Source organism: Micrococcus sp. iso_26, from assembly GCF_056172975.1.
In genome coordinates, this window is the sequence record NZ_CM149652.1 from 2173427 (window position 1) to 2187243 (window position 13817).

Genomic DNA, 13817 nt, shown 5'->3' on the forward strand with positions numbered 1-13817 from the left:
GCCTCGAATGGCTCGGGGCCGGCGCCCCGGGGGACGTCACCGCCTCCTGCACAACCACGCCGGGCCCCCTCGTGCGTCCCCAGGCCCCCGCTCGTCCGTCTCGGGACGCGGAGCGACGGGGCACGCTCGCCGCATGCCCCGTCGTCCCGCCCCGCTGCCGCCGTCGATCGACCCCGCCGCCTTCACGGTCGACGACGCGCGCCGGGCGGGTGTGACGTGGTCCCGACTGCAGTCCTCAGACCTGCGGCGGCTGCGCCACGGCATCTACGGGCCGGCCGGCCCTGCGGCGGCCTCCGTCCGTGAGTGGACGATGGACGAGGTCCGCGCGTACCAGCGGCGCCACCCCGGCGTCGTCGTCAGCCATGAGACCGCCGCCCGCCTGCACGGCCTGACCGTGCCCGCACGGCTGCTGGCCCCCGGTGCGGTGCACGTCAGCGTCGGCACCTCGGGCGGCCGGCCGGTCCAGGCGGGTCTGGTGCCGCACCGCATCGAGGTGCCGGAGGGACAGCGGATGACGCGGGGCGGCGTGCTCGTGACGACGCCGGCCCGCACGCTGTGGGACCTGTGCGCGGCACGGTCGGCGCTCACCGAGCGGGACGTCGTCGCCGCCGGTGACGCGCTGCTCTGCCCGCCGTGGCTGCCCGGCGGCGGACGCGGGGCTCCCGCCTACACCCCGGAGGAGCTCGTCCGATCGCTGGCCGAACGGGGACGTTTCCAGGGGCGCGGACTGGCCCGGGCGGCGCTGGCGAGGATGCGCGTGGGGGCGGATTCGCCGCGCGAGACGCGTCTGCGGCTGGCGCTCGTCGACGCCGGGCTGCCGGAGCCCGAGGTGCAGTGCCGGCTGGACCCGTCAGACCGCCGCGCTCCGACGGTCGACCTCGGGTATCGGCAGTGGCGCCTCGCGTTGCAATACGACGGCGAGCACCACCGCACCGCCGAGCAGCAGGCCCGAGACGTGCTGCGCGACCGCTGGTGCGCCGACCACGACTGGCTCTCGATCAAGGTCATGTGGGCCGACGCCCGGGACGACTACGCGGACGTCGTCGCGCGGGTGCGGCGCCGGGCGGCCGAGTTCGGTGGGTGACCCGGTGAGATCCACGGCCCCCGCGGCCCGCCACGGCCCCTCGTTTCGAGGCGGGAAATCCAGCTCATAGCACTCTGGTCCACGCCCGTGGGGTCGATTTCCCGCCTCGAAAGGACGGGCCCGGTGGGAGTCGGCCCGTGAACACCCGTGCTCCCCCACGTAGCGTGGCCCCATGACCACGTCCGCCCCCACCCTGAGCTCGCATTTCGCCGACACCTTCCCCGAGCTCGCCCTGCCCTGGCAGGCCCAGGTCACGGACGGCCCGCAACTCGTCCTGCTCAACGCCGGCCTCGCGGCGGAGCTCGGCCTCGACGCCGAGTGGCTCGCCACCGATGACGGCGTCCGCTTCCTCACCGGCGAGCAGCCCGGCCCGCACGCACGGCCGGTCGCGCAGGCGTACGCGGGCCACCAGTTCGGCCACTACTCCCCCCGCCTGGGTGACGGGCGCGCCCTCCTCCTCGGCGAGCTCACGTCCCCGGACGGTCGGCTCCACGACCTGCATCTCAAGGGCTCCGGTCGCACGCCCTTCACGCGCGGCAACGCCGACGGGCAGGCCGTACTCGGCCCCATGCTCCGCGAGTACGTGGTCTCCGAGGCGATGCACGCCCTCGGCGTGCCGACCACGCGGGCGCTCGCCGTCGTCGCCACGGGCCACCCGGTCCGCCGCGAGACCGTGCTGCCGGGCGCGGTGCTGGCCCGGACGGCCGCGTCGCACCTGCGCGTCGGCACGGCCCAGTACGCCGCCGCCCTCCCCGAGCAGGCGCACCCCACGGAGGTGCTGCGCCGGATCGTCGACGAGTCCATCGCCCGCCACCACCCGCACGCCACCGACGCCGAGCACCCCGCGCTCGCGCTCTACGAGGCGGTGATCGCCGCGCAGGCCGAGCTCGTCTCCCGCTGGATGCTCGTCGGCTTCGTGCACGGTGTGATGAACACGGACAACATGACCCTGTCCGGCGAGACCATCGACTACGGCCCCTGCGCGTTCATCGACGCCTTCGACCCGGCCGCGAGCTTCTCCTCGATCGACACCCAGGGCCGGTACGCGTACGGCAACCAGGGGCCCATCGCCGCGTGGAACCTCGCCCGACTCGGCGAGGCCCTCGTGCCCGTGCTCGACGACGACCCCGACCGCGCCGTCCCACTCGCCCAGGAGGCGCTGGGCAGGTTCCACGGCGCCCATCTCGCGGCGTGGCGGGGCGGACTGCGGGACAAGCTCGGCCTCCCGGCGTCCGTGGCGGAGGACGACGTCGCCGCGCTCACCGACCGCCTGTTCCCGTGGCTGGCCGCGGCGCGGGCCGACTGGACCTCGTTCTGGGTGCGGCTGGCCGAGCACACGGCGGCGCCCGTGGACGACGACGCGGCGCGCACCGAGGCGGCACGGCTCGTCCCCGGCGCCCCGGACCCCGCGGGGCTCGCCGCCTGGCTCGCGGAGTGGCGGGCGATGGGTCCCGATCCGGCCCGCATGCGCGCGGTGAACCCCGTCTACATCCCGCGGAACCACCTGCTCGACGAGGCCCTGACGGCCGCGGAGGACGGGGACCTCACCGCCGTCCACCGGCTGCTCGAGGCCGTCACGGATCCCTTCACTCCGCGCCCCGGGTTCGAGCGGTACGCGGAGCCGGGTCCGGCGGACGGGGCCCCGTTCGTCACCTACTGCGGCACCTGACCGCTTTCGTTGACGAAACGGGCGCCCTCACCCCCCGCGCCAGCGACTTGACCGGCACGGCCGGGTCCGCGAGCGCGGCGGCGTCCACCACGATCCCCCGGTCGATGATGCGCCGGGCGGCCTTGACGGTCATGGGGTCGTCAATCGACGCGGCCCCGCGCAGGGTCCCGTCCGCGGCCAGCGCGAAGCTCGCCACCACGACGCCGCGCACCTCGCGGTCCACGATCCGCCCGCCGGCCGGCACCGTCATGTCCCCCACGGCCTCCACGTGGGCGTCGTACCGGTCGGACCAGAACCACGGGGCGCCCGGGGCGTCCGCCTGCTCCCCCAGGATCGCCGCCGCGGCGGCCGCACCGGAACGCAGCGCCGGCTCCCAGTGCCGCGACGGCGCCCACGCGGACCCCCGGGCCCGCGCGGCATCGCCCACGGCCAGGATCCCGGGCACGGTCGTGCGGCCCATCGCGTCCGTGAGCACGCCGTCGGCCACCTCCAGACCGGCGTCCTCGGCGAGGGCGGTGTCCGGCACGGTGCCGCCGGCCAGCACCACGACGTCGGCGTCCACGGTCCGCCCGTCGTGGAGGTGGAGCCGGTGGGCGGCCGGCAGCGCGGCGCCGCCGTCGGCATCCCGGTGCTCGATCCAGGCCGCCCGGCCGACCTCGACAGCGACCCCGTGCTCGACGTGCATCCGGTGCAGGCGGGCGGCCAGCGCCGGCCCGACCGCCGCGCGAGCCGGGGCGTCCGTCCCGGTCACGAGCGTCACCGCGGCGAGCGAGCGGCGCGCCGCGGCCGCGACCTCCGCCCCCGTGAAGCCGCCGCCCACGACCGCCACCTCGGCCCCGAACGTCAGGCGGTCGCGCAGGGCCTCGGCGTCGGCGCGGGTGCGCAGGGTGATCAGGTCCGGGTGGTCGGCGCCGGCGACGTCGAGGGCCCGGGGTCGCCCGCCCGTGGCGAGCACGACCGCGTCCGCGTCCAGGACCCGCCCGGAGGCCGTCTCCACCCGGTGGGGCGCGGGGCCGCCGTCGGGGTGGACACCGCCCGGCACCACCCGGACCGCCAGGTCCTCCACCAGCTCCACCCCGTGCTCGGCGAACCACGCCGGCGGGGCGAGCAGCAGGCGGTGCGCGTCCGTGTCGCCGGTCAGGAACTCCTTGCTCAGGGGCGGCCGGTCATAGGGCACGCCCTGCGGGTCCACGAGGGCGATCCCGCCCGCGAAGCCGCGGCGCCGCAGCTCGCGGACCACGGCGAAGCCCGCGACGCCGCCGCCCACCACCGCGACCGAGCCGGGCATGCCTGCCGGGGCGTCGACGTCGTGGTTCATGCGCCGGGGACGAGGTAGAGCTGGCCCTCGCGCTCCTCGACGCGGTGCACGCCGACGCCCTTGGTGGCGGGCAGGCAGAGCGCCTCGCCGGTGCGCAGGCAGAACTGCGCGGCGTGCAGCGGGCACTCCACGCGGTCGTCCTCGAGCCAGCCCTCGGCCAGCGAGGCGTCCTCGTGGGTGCACGTGTCGTCGATCGCGTGGAACTCGCCCGCGTCCGTGTGGAACACCGCGACGTCGTCCCTCGTCCCCGCCGTCGCCGCCGGGACGACGATCGCCTCGCCCTCCGGGACGTCCGCCGCCGCGCCGATGTGGATCGGCTCCGCCATGGTCTGCCTCCTCTGGTTCCCGGGCCGGGCGGCCCGTGGTGGTCTCCCGCCACCGTATCCCCCGGCGCGGACCCGACACCCCTCCGCTGTGCTCCGCCCCGGCGCCACACCGTGCCCACCTGTGAATGGGTGAACCGGACATCACGGGGGCGTGAAATCACCTGACAGGCCCGAGAAAAAGGTCCCCGGGAATGGTCGATCACGCTACGATCACGACGGCTCTCCGGCCGTCATCCCGCCCTCACCACGTCACCGCCCCGGGGATGCGACACGGCCCGCGCCTGTCATTCCTCGGGCACTCCACCTTCCGACGGCATCCGCATGAAGATTCTCCCGCCGCGCTCCGCCGCATCCCCCCGCCCGCTCGCGCCCGCCGTCGTGGTCGCCGCGCTCTCCGTCCTCGTCGGCGGCCTGCTCCCGCAGCAGCCGTCCGCGACCACGGAGGGCGACCCCGACGCACGCCCTCGCGACGACGCCGCCCGTGCCACGACCGCAGGGACGGCCGCGACCCCCGCGTCGGCCGCTCCCGTCGAGGGCGCCGGCGTCGCGACCGTCCCGCAGGAGGGCGAGAACCTCGTCCCGGCCGAGGAGGCTCCGGCCGGCGTCGTGCTCGGCGAGCCCGTGGTGGACCGCCCGTTCACGGTGGCCGCCGCCGTGTGGGACGCCGCGGCGGACGACGCCGTCGAGCGCGTGGAGATCCGCGTGCGTCAGGACGGGGCCTGGGGCCCGTGGCAGGTCCTGGATCGGCCCGTCCTGCCCGAGGGCGCCGCCCCCGCGCGCACCGGCACGGACCCGTTCGTCGCGTTCGGCGCGGACGGCGCCCAGCTGCGCGTGACCACCGTCGACGGCGCAGCCCCGGCCGGCCTCGAGCTGTCCCTCATCGACCCGGGCACGGCCGCCACGGACGAGACCGTCGCGAGCGCGCACCCGGCGGTGGCCGCCGAGCAGGCAGCCGAGACCGCCGGCCTGCCCCGGGGCGTGAAGTCGAGCGCCGTCGTCGGGGGCGCCGCACCCGCCGAGGCCCACACCGTGGCCACGGCCTCGGATGCGCGCGCGAAGATCCTCCCGGACGTGATCACCCGCGCGCAGTGGGGCGCTGACGAGTCCTGGGCCGAGTCCTCCCCGCAGTTCGACCAGGTGCGCGCGCTGACCATCCACCACACGGCCGGCACCAACGACTACACGCGCGCCCAGGCCGTGGAGCAGATGCGCGGCATCTACGCGTACTACACGAAGACCCTCGGCTGGGGCGACTTCCCATACCACCTGATCACGGACCGCTTCGGCAACATCTACGAGGGCCGCCGCGGCGCCCTGGACTCGAACCCGCTGGGCACGCACGCGGGCGGGTTCAACCGGGGCACGATGGGCATCTCCACGATGGGCAACTACGACGTGGTCGCCCCGTCCGAGGAGGTCGTGGACGCGATGGCCCGCGCCACCGCCTACTACCTGTACCGCGACGGCATCGACGCGCGGGGCCGAGTCACCCTGACCTCGGGCGGCAGCACGAAGTACGCCGCGGGCACGCCCGTCACCGTGGACACGATCTTCCCGCACCGGGCCACGTCCGCGACCGCGTGCCCGGGGCAGCACCTGATGGCCCGCTTCGACGACCTGCGCGACCTCGCCGAGGCCATCGCGACGGCGGCCGGCCAGCCGCCGGCACCGACCACGCCTGCTCCGACGCCGGCCCCGACGACCGAGCCGTCGACCGCCGGCACGTACACGGTGCAGCCGAACGACGGCTGGTGGGTCATCGCCCGACGGACCGGCGTGCCCGCGGCCACCCTCCAGGAGCTCAACGGCATGACCGAGTCGACCGTGCTCCACCCGGGCATGGTGCTGCGCACCGTCGCCGACCCGACCGCCCCGGAGCCCACCCCCATCACCACCGGCACGTACACGGCGCAGCCGAACGACGGCCGGTGGGTCATCGCCCGACGGACCGGCGTGCCCGCGGCCACCCTCCAGGAGCTCAACGGCATGACGGCGTCGACCGTCCTGCACCCGGGGATGGTGCTCATCACGGCCGCCACGGCGCCGGCCTCCACGCCCGCGCCGACCCCGGCCCCCGCCCCGGGCACGTACACGGTCCGCGAGGGCGACGGCTGGTGGATCATCGCCCACCGCACCGGCGTGACGATGGAGACCCTCCAGCGCCTCAACGGCATGACCGCGACCACCGTGCTGCACCCGGGGATGGTGCTGCGGACCGGCCAGACCGCCTCCGCCCCGGCGCCCTCGCCCGCCACGTACGTGGTCCAGGCGAACGACGGCTGGTGGCTCATCGCCCAGCGCACGGGCGTCTCCATGGAGCGCCTGCAACGCCTCAACGGCATGACGGTCTCGACCATGCTCCACCCGGGCATGGTGCTGCGCACCGCCTGAGCGCCCCGCCGGGACGACGTCGGCCCGCACCTGCGCGTGAAGGTGCGGGCCGCCGTCGTCGGTTGAGTTATCACCGGTCGCAGGCCGCTGCACCCGGGATAAGTCAACCGACGTTGCTCCCCAGGACAAGTCGACGACGGCGCAGGCCTCCGAGAGCCCGTGGGGCCGGTGGCTGCGGCGCCGCGGCTCAGTCCTCGAGCTTCTCGAACCGCACGCCGGGGTGCGCCGCCTCCAGCTCCTCCCACGTGATGCCGTGCAGCTCGCGGACCCGCACGACCCCGGAGGCGTCCAGCAGGAAGACGCCCCGATCCGCGTAGATGCGGGAGACGCAGCCGACGCCGGTGAGGGGGAACGTGCACTCGGCCAGCAGCTTCGGATCGCCCTTCTTGGTGAAGAGATCCATCATCACGTAGGTGTCCTTGGCGCCGATCGCCAGGTCCATCGCACCCCCGACGGCGGGGATCGCCCCGGGCTTGCCCGTGGACCAGTTGGCGAGGTCGCCGGTCGCGGAGACCTGGTAGGCGCCGAGGACGCACACGTCCAGGTGGCCGCCGCGCATCATGGCGAACGAGTCGGCGTGGTGGAAGTACGCGGCCCCGGGCAGCTCGGTGACGGGGATCTTGCCGGCGTTGATGAGGTCTTCATCGATCTGCTCGCCCTCGGCCTGCGGGCCGAAGCCCAGCATGCCGTTCTCGGTGTGCAGGGTGACGTTCTTCTCCGCCTCCAGGTAGTTGGACACCGTGGTGGGCTGGCCGATGCCCAGGTTCACGAAGGAGCCGGGGGCGATGTCCGCCGCGATCGTACGGGCCAGTTCGTCCTGGGTCAGCGGGGTGTCGGTCTGGGTGATGCTCATCGCTCTCCTCACTTCCCCTCGGCGGCCGGCTCGGCCGCGGTCGTCGTGGCCGCGCACGGCTTCGGCCGGCCCTCCGCCAGGGCAGCCCGCTCGGCGCGCTCCTTCTCCCCGGACTCGGTGTCGATCCGCACCACGGTGTCCGTGTAGATGCCGGGGGTCACCACGTGCTCCGGGTCGATCGGCTCCTCGCGGACCTCGTCCACCTGGACGATCGTGGTGGCGGCGGCCGCGGCCATGACGGGTCCGAAGTTGCGGGCGGTCTTGCGGTACACGAGGTTGCCGTGGCGGTCCGCCGCGTACGCCTTGATGAGCGCGACATCGCCGCGGATCGGGGCCTCCAGCACGTAGTGCGTGCCGTCGATCTCGCGGACCTCCTTGCCCTCGGCCAGCTGCGTGCCGTAGCCGGTGGGCGTGAAGAAGCCGCCGATGCCGGCGCCGCCGGCGCGCAGGCGCTCGGCCAGGTTGCCCTGCGGGACGAGCTCCAGCTCGATCTCCCCGGCACGGTAGGCCTCGTCGAAATGCCACGAGTCGGACTGGCGCGGGAACGAGCAGATGATCTTGGCGACCCGCCGCTCCTTGATCAGCAGCGCCAGGCCCGCGTCCGCCTGGCCCGCGTTGTTGTTGACCACCGTGAGGCCGGTGGCCCCGGACTCGAGCAGCGCGTCGATCAGCTCCATCGGCTGGCCGGCGTTGCCGAACCCGCCGATCAGCACCGTGGCGCCGTCGGTGATGCGGGAGACGGCCTGCGCGGCCGTGTCCACGAACTCCAGCATGGGGACTCCTTGGATGAGGGGGTCGGGTGGGTGCTCGGCCGGACGCGTCAGCGCGCGGCCACGTTCTCGAGGACGACGGCGATGCCCTGGCCCACGCCGATGCACAGCGCGGCCACGCCCCACCGCTCACCGGAGGCCTCGAGGCGGCGGGCCAGCGTGCCGAGCACGCGGGTGCCGGAGGCCCCGAGGGGGTGGCCGATCGCGATCGCGCCGCCCCAGGCGTTCACGATCTCCGGGTCCACGCCCCAGGCGTCCGTGCAGGCCAGGGACTGGGCGGCGAAGGCCTCGTTGAGCTCGACGGCGGCCACGTCCTTCCAGCCGATCCCGGCGCGGGACAGGGCCCGGTTCACCGCCTCCACCGGCGCGTAGCCGAAGAAGTCGGGCTCGTTGGCGGCGGTGGCGCGGCCGGCGATGCGGGCCAGGGGCTCCAGGCCGAGCACATCGGCGCCCGTCGACGAGCCCAGGAGGGCGGCCGAGGCGCCGTCGTTCATGGGCGAGGCGTTGCCCGCCGTGACGGTGCCGTTCTCCCGGCGGAACACGGTGCGCAGGCCGGCGAGGGTCTCGGGGGTGGAGTCCGGGCGGACGGTCTCGTCCCGCTCCAGGTCCGTGCCGGGCACGGCGGCCACGAGGGAGTCATACCGCCCCTCGTCCCACGCCCGCGCGGTAAGGCGGTGCGAGCGCGCGGCGAACTCGTCCTGGCGCTCGCGGGAGATGCCGAAGCGCTCGCGCAGCAGCTCCGTGGCCTCGCCGAGCGAGACGGTCCACTCCGGCGGCATCGCGTCATTGATCAGGCGCCAGCCGAGCGTGGTGTTCGCCGCCGCCAGGTCGTGCATGGGGAACGGGCGGGTGGTCTTGGGCAGCACCCACGGGGCACGGGACATCGACTCCACGCCGCCCACGAGGACCACGTCCGCCTCGCCGGTGTTGATCTGGCGGGAGGCGATGATCGCCGCGTCCAGGGAGGAGCCGCAGAGGCGGTTCACGGTGGTGCCGGGGATGGACAGCGGCAGGCCGGCCAGGAGGGTGGCCATGCGGGCCACGTTGCGGTTCTCCTCGCCCGCGCCGTTGGCGTTGCCGAAGACGACCTCGTCGATCCGCTGCGGGGCGGCGGCGTCCGTGCCGGCCTCGATCGGGCGGCCGGCGGCGGCGTCGGCCACGGCCTGGGCGGACGCGGCGCGCAGGCCCTCCAGGCCCGGGGCGCGGTCCACGAGGGTGCGGACCACGTGGGCGGCCATGTCGTCGGGGCGCACCCCCGACAGCGCGCCGCCGACCTTGCCGAAGGGGGTGCGGACGGCGTCGAACACGTAGGCATCGGTGAGGCTCATGGCCTCACCGTAGGACCGCCTCGGCGGGCGGGGAAGGGTGTGTGCGTGACGCGCACGGGCGTGCGCTGTGCGCATAGCGGACTACGCTGGCGGACATGACCGACGACGTCGACGCCCCCGGCGCACGTCCCGCGTCGGGCGGGGACGTGGTGCGCGCCCTGGCGTCCGGTCTGGCGGTGCTGCGCGCGTTCACCCCGGACACCCCCACGCTCTCGGTGAGCGAGGCCGCGACCGCCGCGGGGGTCACCCGGGCCACGGCGCGGCGCATGCTGCTGACGCTCACGGAGCTCGGCTACGCCGTGCAGGACGGGCGGCGGTTCGCGCTGACCCCGCGCGTGCTGGAGCTCGGCCACGGCTACTGGTCCGGCCGGTCCGTCTCCGAGATCCTCCGGCCGATCCTCACCCAGGCCTCGCAGCGCCTGCACCAGTCCTGCTCCGCGGGCGTGCTCCACGGGGCGCACCTGATGTACATCGCGCGTGTGCACACCGAGCGGATCCTGCGGGTGAACCTCGACGTCGGCACGCGCCTGCCCGCGTTCACCACGTCCATGGGCCGCGTGCTGCTGGCCGACCTGCCCGAGGACGAGGCCTGTGCCCTGCTCGCAGGCGCCCCGCGCACCCCCGCCACGGAGCACACCCTCACGGACGTGGACGCGCTGATGGCCGAGCTGGCGCGCGTGCGGGAGCAGGGCCACGCCGTGGTGACCGCGGAGCTGGACGCCCATCTGAGCAGCGTCGCCGTGCCCGTGCGCGACGCCGAGGGGCGAGTGGCCGTGGCGATCAACACGGCGCTGTCCCTCGGGCCGGACCATCGCGACCCGGGCGCGCGCCGGGCGGCCCTGCGGACCGGGGCCCGCGTGCCGGCGCCGCGCACGCCGGAGGTGGCGGCCGCCGTCGTGCAGGCCCTGCCGGTGCTGCGCGCCGCCGCGGACGACGCCGAGGCCGCCCTGGCCGCGCTCCAGCGCTGAGCGCCCACCCCCTTCAGCACTCCCCGCACCCGCATCCGCACCAGCACCAGCACCCGCCCCCGCGAATCGACTGCGGTTCTGACCCGTCTGAGGCCCGGAACGGCCGCCAGAAGGGTCGGAAGTGCAGTGGATTCGGAACGGGAAGGGCAGGGTGGGGGGTCAGGCCGGGAAGCGGCGGAGGTACTCCTCGAGGGAGTCGTCCGGGCGGTCCATCCACGGCACCGGGTGCGCCGCGGCCAGCGTGCCGGTCACGGTCGAGCGGTGCCGCCGGTCGCGGAACGTCCGGACGTCCTCGATCCGGGCGTCGCGCATCTCGAGGAAGGTGCGGGCCACCGCCTCGACGTCCACCTCCGGGCAGTCCGTGTGGGAGGACAGGTCCTGGATGTACGCGCCCTGGTAGGCCAGCGCGGCCGGCGGCCCGTCGATCCGCGTCATCCGCTCGAACCAGGCGTCCATGTCGGCCCGACGCTCCTCATCGCCGGGCACCGGGACGCGGCCGAGCAGCACGTCGCGGGCGAAGAAGGCCTGCGCGTCCAGGAGCGTCAGGGTGAACAGCTGCTGGGTGGCACCCAGGTAGAGCACGCGCGGGTCGGCGTGCCAGACCACGCCCTTCCACAGCCCGAACGGGGCCAGCAGGTTCGGGCCGGCCAGCGCCAGCTCGCCCGGCAGGAAGGGGTAGTGGTGGCGGTAGCCGGTGCACAGCAGCACGGCGTCGTACTCGCCGGTGGAGCCGTCCGCGAAGGTGACCTCCGCACCGTCGAACCCCTGCACCTCGGGGGCCTCGTCCATGCCGGCCGGCCACGCGATGTCCTGCGGGCGGGCACGGTAGGCGGTGGTCACGTGGGCGGCGCCGGCGCGGTGCAGCTGCAGGGCCAGGTCCTGCCCGGAGTAGGAGGAGCCCACCACGAGCACGCGACGGCCCGTGTACGGCTCCGGGCTTCGGTAGTCGTGGGCGTGCTGGACCTGCCCGGGGAAGGTCTCCACGCCGGGCCAGGACGGCAGGTGCGGGGCGTGGAAGTGCCCGGTGGCCACCACGACGCGGTCGAACCGCTCGGTGACGGCCTCGCGCGTGACCAGGTCCTCCGAGGTCACCCCGAACCCGCCGTCGTCGAGCGGCTGCACCCAGCGGACGGCCGTGGCGAACCGGATCTGCGGGCGGATGCGCCCGGCCACCTCGGCCACCCGGCCCACGATGTAGTCCCGCATGGCCTCCCGCGGGAGGTACGAGGACACGGCGCGGCCGAAATGCGCATCGAACGGGTAGTCCGGGTACTCCATGCACTCCTTGGGCCCGTTGATCCACAGGTCCCGGTACATGGCGGAGTGCACGGGCTCGCCGTGGCGGTCCGCGCCGGTGCGCCAGTCCAGGTTCCACTGGCCGCCCCAGTCGTCCTGGCGCTCGAACGCCACGACCTCCGGGACCGCCGCCCCCGCGTCCTCGGCCAGGGCGAGGCTCCTCAGCAGGGCCATGCCGGACGGGCCGGCTCCGATCAGGGCGACGCGCTCACGCATGGGTGTCCTTCCGAGAGTGGGGGTGGGGCGGCTCGGCCCGACCGTAGCACCGGCCCCCGCGAATCGACTGCGGTTCTGACCCTTCTCCGGGGTGGAACGGCCGCCAGAAGGGTCACAAGTGCAGCGGGCCACCCGCACCATGATCGACCCGCCGAACGGGGCGCGGCGGACAAGGGTCACGGCCGCCACGGCCATGAGTCCGAGGCCGTAGAGGAGGCCGGCCGGGTCCCACATGCCCAGCACGACGCCGGACCCGGCGTCGGCAAGGTCGGCATCGTGCCGGGCGAAGACCTCCTGGGCCAGCTGGAACGCGATGCTCCGGGGAGTACTCCCAGCTTCCTCTACGGCATGCGATACTCCCATCATTCATTACTCAATTCACGCGCCGTGCATGGCAGCCGTTGGCCACAACGGCATGTGACATCACTGCGCCCTCCCGAAGGAGCATCGTGGCCCGCAAGAGCAATCCTGTGTATTACGACGCCAACGGCAATGTCGTGCAGCCCCCCGCGAAGAAGAAAGGGGGGTGTCTCAAGTACGCCCTGATCGGCCTGCTCGCCCTGATCGTGATCGCCGTCCTCGCCTCCATGATGGGCGGCGGTTCGAACAGCACCTCGGAGGGGGGCGGAGAGGCCGCCTCCCAGGGCGAGACCAGCTCCAGCGACGAGGCAGCCAAGGTCGGCCTCGGCCAGGAGTTCACCGTGGGCGACTGGGCCACGACCGTTGAGTCGGTCGATACGCCCGTCGCGAGCGTCGGCCCGTCCGGCTTCTCCACGGAGGCCCAGGGCGAGTTCGTGCCCGTGCAGATCAGCGCGAAGAACAACGCCAAGGAGGAGCGGACGTTCTTCGCCGACAGCGTGAAGCTCGTCAGCGCAGACGGGGCCGAGTACAGCTACAGCACGGACGCATCGATCTACGGCACCGAGAACGGCATGAACATCGAGCCGACCAACCCGGGCAACGTGGCCAGCGGCTACCTGTGGTTCGACGTTCCGGCAGGGACCGAGATCACCCAGGTCAAGGTCTCCGGGGGCGGCCTCTCCCTCGATCAGCCGGTGGTCGTCGAGCTCGACTGATCAGCGCGCAGACGAGGCCCCATGTCCTTCCCGGGCATGGGGCCTCGTGCGCGCTGTGAACGTTGCGCTCAGAGCGGCCTGCCCTCGGCGAGGTCGGCGTCCTCCTGGGCGAGCTTGAACGCGATGTTCGCCGCCGGCACGGAGGCGTAGACCGCGGTCTGCAGGCTGATCTCCTGGATCTCCTCCCGGGTCAGGCCGTTGCGCAGGGCGGCGCGCGGGTGCATGGCGCACTCGTCCCAGTAGCCGCCGGCCACCATGGCGGAGATGGTCACGGCTGAGCGCATCCGCCGGTCCAGACCGGGCCGCGTCCAGATCGTCCCCCATGCGTAGCGGGTGATCAGGTTCTGGAAGTCCTCGGTGGTGGCGTCCTTCCTCGCCTCGGCGCGGGCCACGTGGGCGTCGCCCAGGACCTCGCGGCGCACGGCCATGCCCGCGTCGAGCACCTCCTGGGAGGTGCGGTCCATGTCGTGCCCGATGGGCTGCTCGGCGCTCATGCGCAGTCTCTCCTCGTGGTGGGGGCGT

12 protein-coding genes are annotated in these 13817 nt (G+C 74.3%); 5 read left to right on the forward strand and 7 right to left on the reverse strand.

The features are described 5' to 3' along the window. Positions 1-133 precede the first annotated feature (133 nt). Positions 134-1084, forward strand: coding sequence for a hypothetical protein (locus AC0VX0_RS10105; RefSeq protein ID WP_377636731.1), 951 nt, complete (start codon positions 134-136; stop codon positions 1082-1084). Between the two features lie 172 nt (positions 1085-1256). Further along, on the forward strand, positions 1257-2753 hold the full coding sequence (locus tag AC0VX0_RS10110) for a protein adenylyltransferase SelO (RefSeq protein ID WP_377636729.1): 1497 nt from the start codon (positions 1257-1259) through the stop codon (positions 2751-2753). Here the strand turns inward: AC0VX0_RS10110 and AC0VX0_RS10115 are convergent. After that, positions 2734-4071, reverse strand: coding sequence for an NAD(P)/FAD-dependent oxidoreductase (locus tag AC0VX0_RS10115; RefSeq protein WP_051995197.1), 1338 nt, complete (start codon positions 4069-4071; stop codon positions 2734-2736). The genes AC0VX0_RS10110 and AC0VX0_RS10115 overlap by 20 nt on opposite strands. Next, complete coding sequence (locus tag AC0VX0_RS10120; RefSeq protein WP_002857882.1) at positions 4068-4397, reverse strand: bifunctional 3-phenylpropionate/cinnamic acid dioxygenase ferredoxin subunit; 330 nt, start codon at positions 4395-4397, stop codon at positions 4068-4070. The genes AC0VX0_RS10115 and AC0VX0_RS10120 overlap by 4 nt, the downstream gene beginning before the upstream one ends. Before the next feature lie 321 nt (positions 4398-4718). Between AC0VX0_RS10120 and AC0VX0_RS10125 the strand changes: the two genes are divergently transcribed. Further along, positions 4719-6788, forward strand: a complete 2070-nt coding sequence (locus AC0VX0_RS10125) for a LysM peptidoglycan-binding domain-containing protein (RefSeq protein WP_377636382.1) — start codon at positions 4719-4721, stop codon at positions 6786-6788. A gap of 187 nt (positions 6789-6975) precedes the next feature. Here the strand turns inward: AC0VX0_RS10125 and AC0VX0_RS10130 are convergent, their stop codons facing one another. Genes AC0VX0_RS10130 through AC0VX0_RS10140 form a run of 3 tightly spaced genes read right to left on the reverse strand, consistent with a single transcriptional unit; the run spans position 6976 to position 9739 of the window. Then, the gene (locus tag AC0VX0_RS10130) at positions 6976-7641 is read right to left on the reverse strand and encodes a 3-oxoacid CoA-transferase subunit B (RefSeq protein ID WP_020624468.1); all 666 of its coding nucleotides are present in this window, start codon (positions 7639-7641) and stop codon (positions 6976-6978) included. A gap of 8 nt (positions 7642-7649) precedes the next feature. Beyond that, entirely contained in the window at positions 7650-8414 is a 765-nt protein-coding gene (locus tag AC0VX0_RS10135) for a 3-oxoacid CoA-transferase subunit A (protein WP_020624469.1), read from the reverse strand. A 47-nt stretch (positions 8415-8461) separates the two neighbouring features. Next, positions 8462-9739 (reverse strand): thiolase family protein, encoded by a 1278-nt coding sequence (locus AC0VX0_RS10140; RefSeq protein WP_020624470.1) that lies wholly within the window; start codon positions 9737-9739, stop codon positions 8462-8464. Between the two features lie 95 nt (positions 9740-9834). On the opposite strand from AC0VX0_RS10140, the gene AC0VX0_RS10145 reads away from it, so the two are divergent. Continuing rightward, entirely contained in the window at positions 9835-10707 is an 873-nt protein-coding gene (locus AC0VX0_RS10145; RefSeq protein WP_020624471.1) for an IclR family transcriptional regulator domain-containing protein, read from the forward strand. Positions 10708-10866: 159 nt separating this feature from the next. On the opposite strand, the gene AC0VX0_RS10150 is transcribed toward AC0VX0_RS10145, so the two are convergent. Then, positions 10867-12219, reverse strand: coding sequence for an NAD(P)-binding domain-containing protein (locus AC0VX0_RS10150; RefSeq protein ID WP_036383606.1), 1353 nt, complete (start codon positions 12217-12219; stop codon positions 10867-10869). Positions 12220-12668: 449 nt separating this feature from the next. On the opposite strand from AC0VX0_RS10150, the gene AC0VX0_RS10155 reads away from it, so the two are divergent. Beyond that, positions 12669-13295 carry a DUF4352 domain-containing protein gene (locus AC0VX0_RS10155; RefSeq protein WP_129867092.1) on the forward strand — a complete coding sequence of 209 codons (627 nt, stop codon included), beginning with the start codon at positions 12669-12671 and terminating at the stop codon, positions 13293-13295. Positions 13296-13363: 68 nt separating this feature from the next. Here the strand turns inward: AC0VX0_RS10155 and AC0VX0_RS10160 are convergent, their stop codons facing one another. Next, complete coding sequence (locus tag AC0VX0_RS10160; protein WP_036383603.1) at positions 13364-13789, reverse strand: carboxymuconolactone decarboxylase family protein; 426 nt, start codon at positions 13787-13789, stop codon at positions 13364-13366. Positions 13790-13817 lie beyond the last annotated feature (28 nt).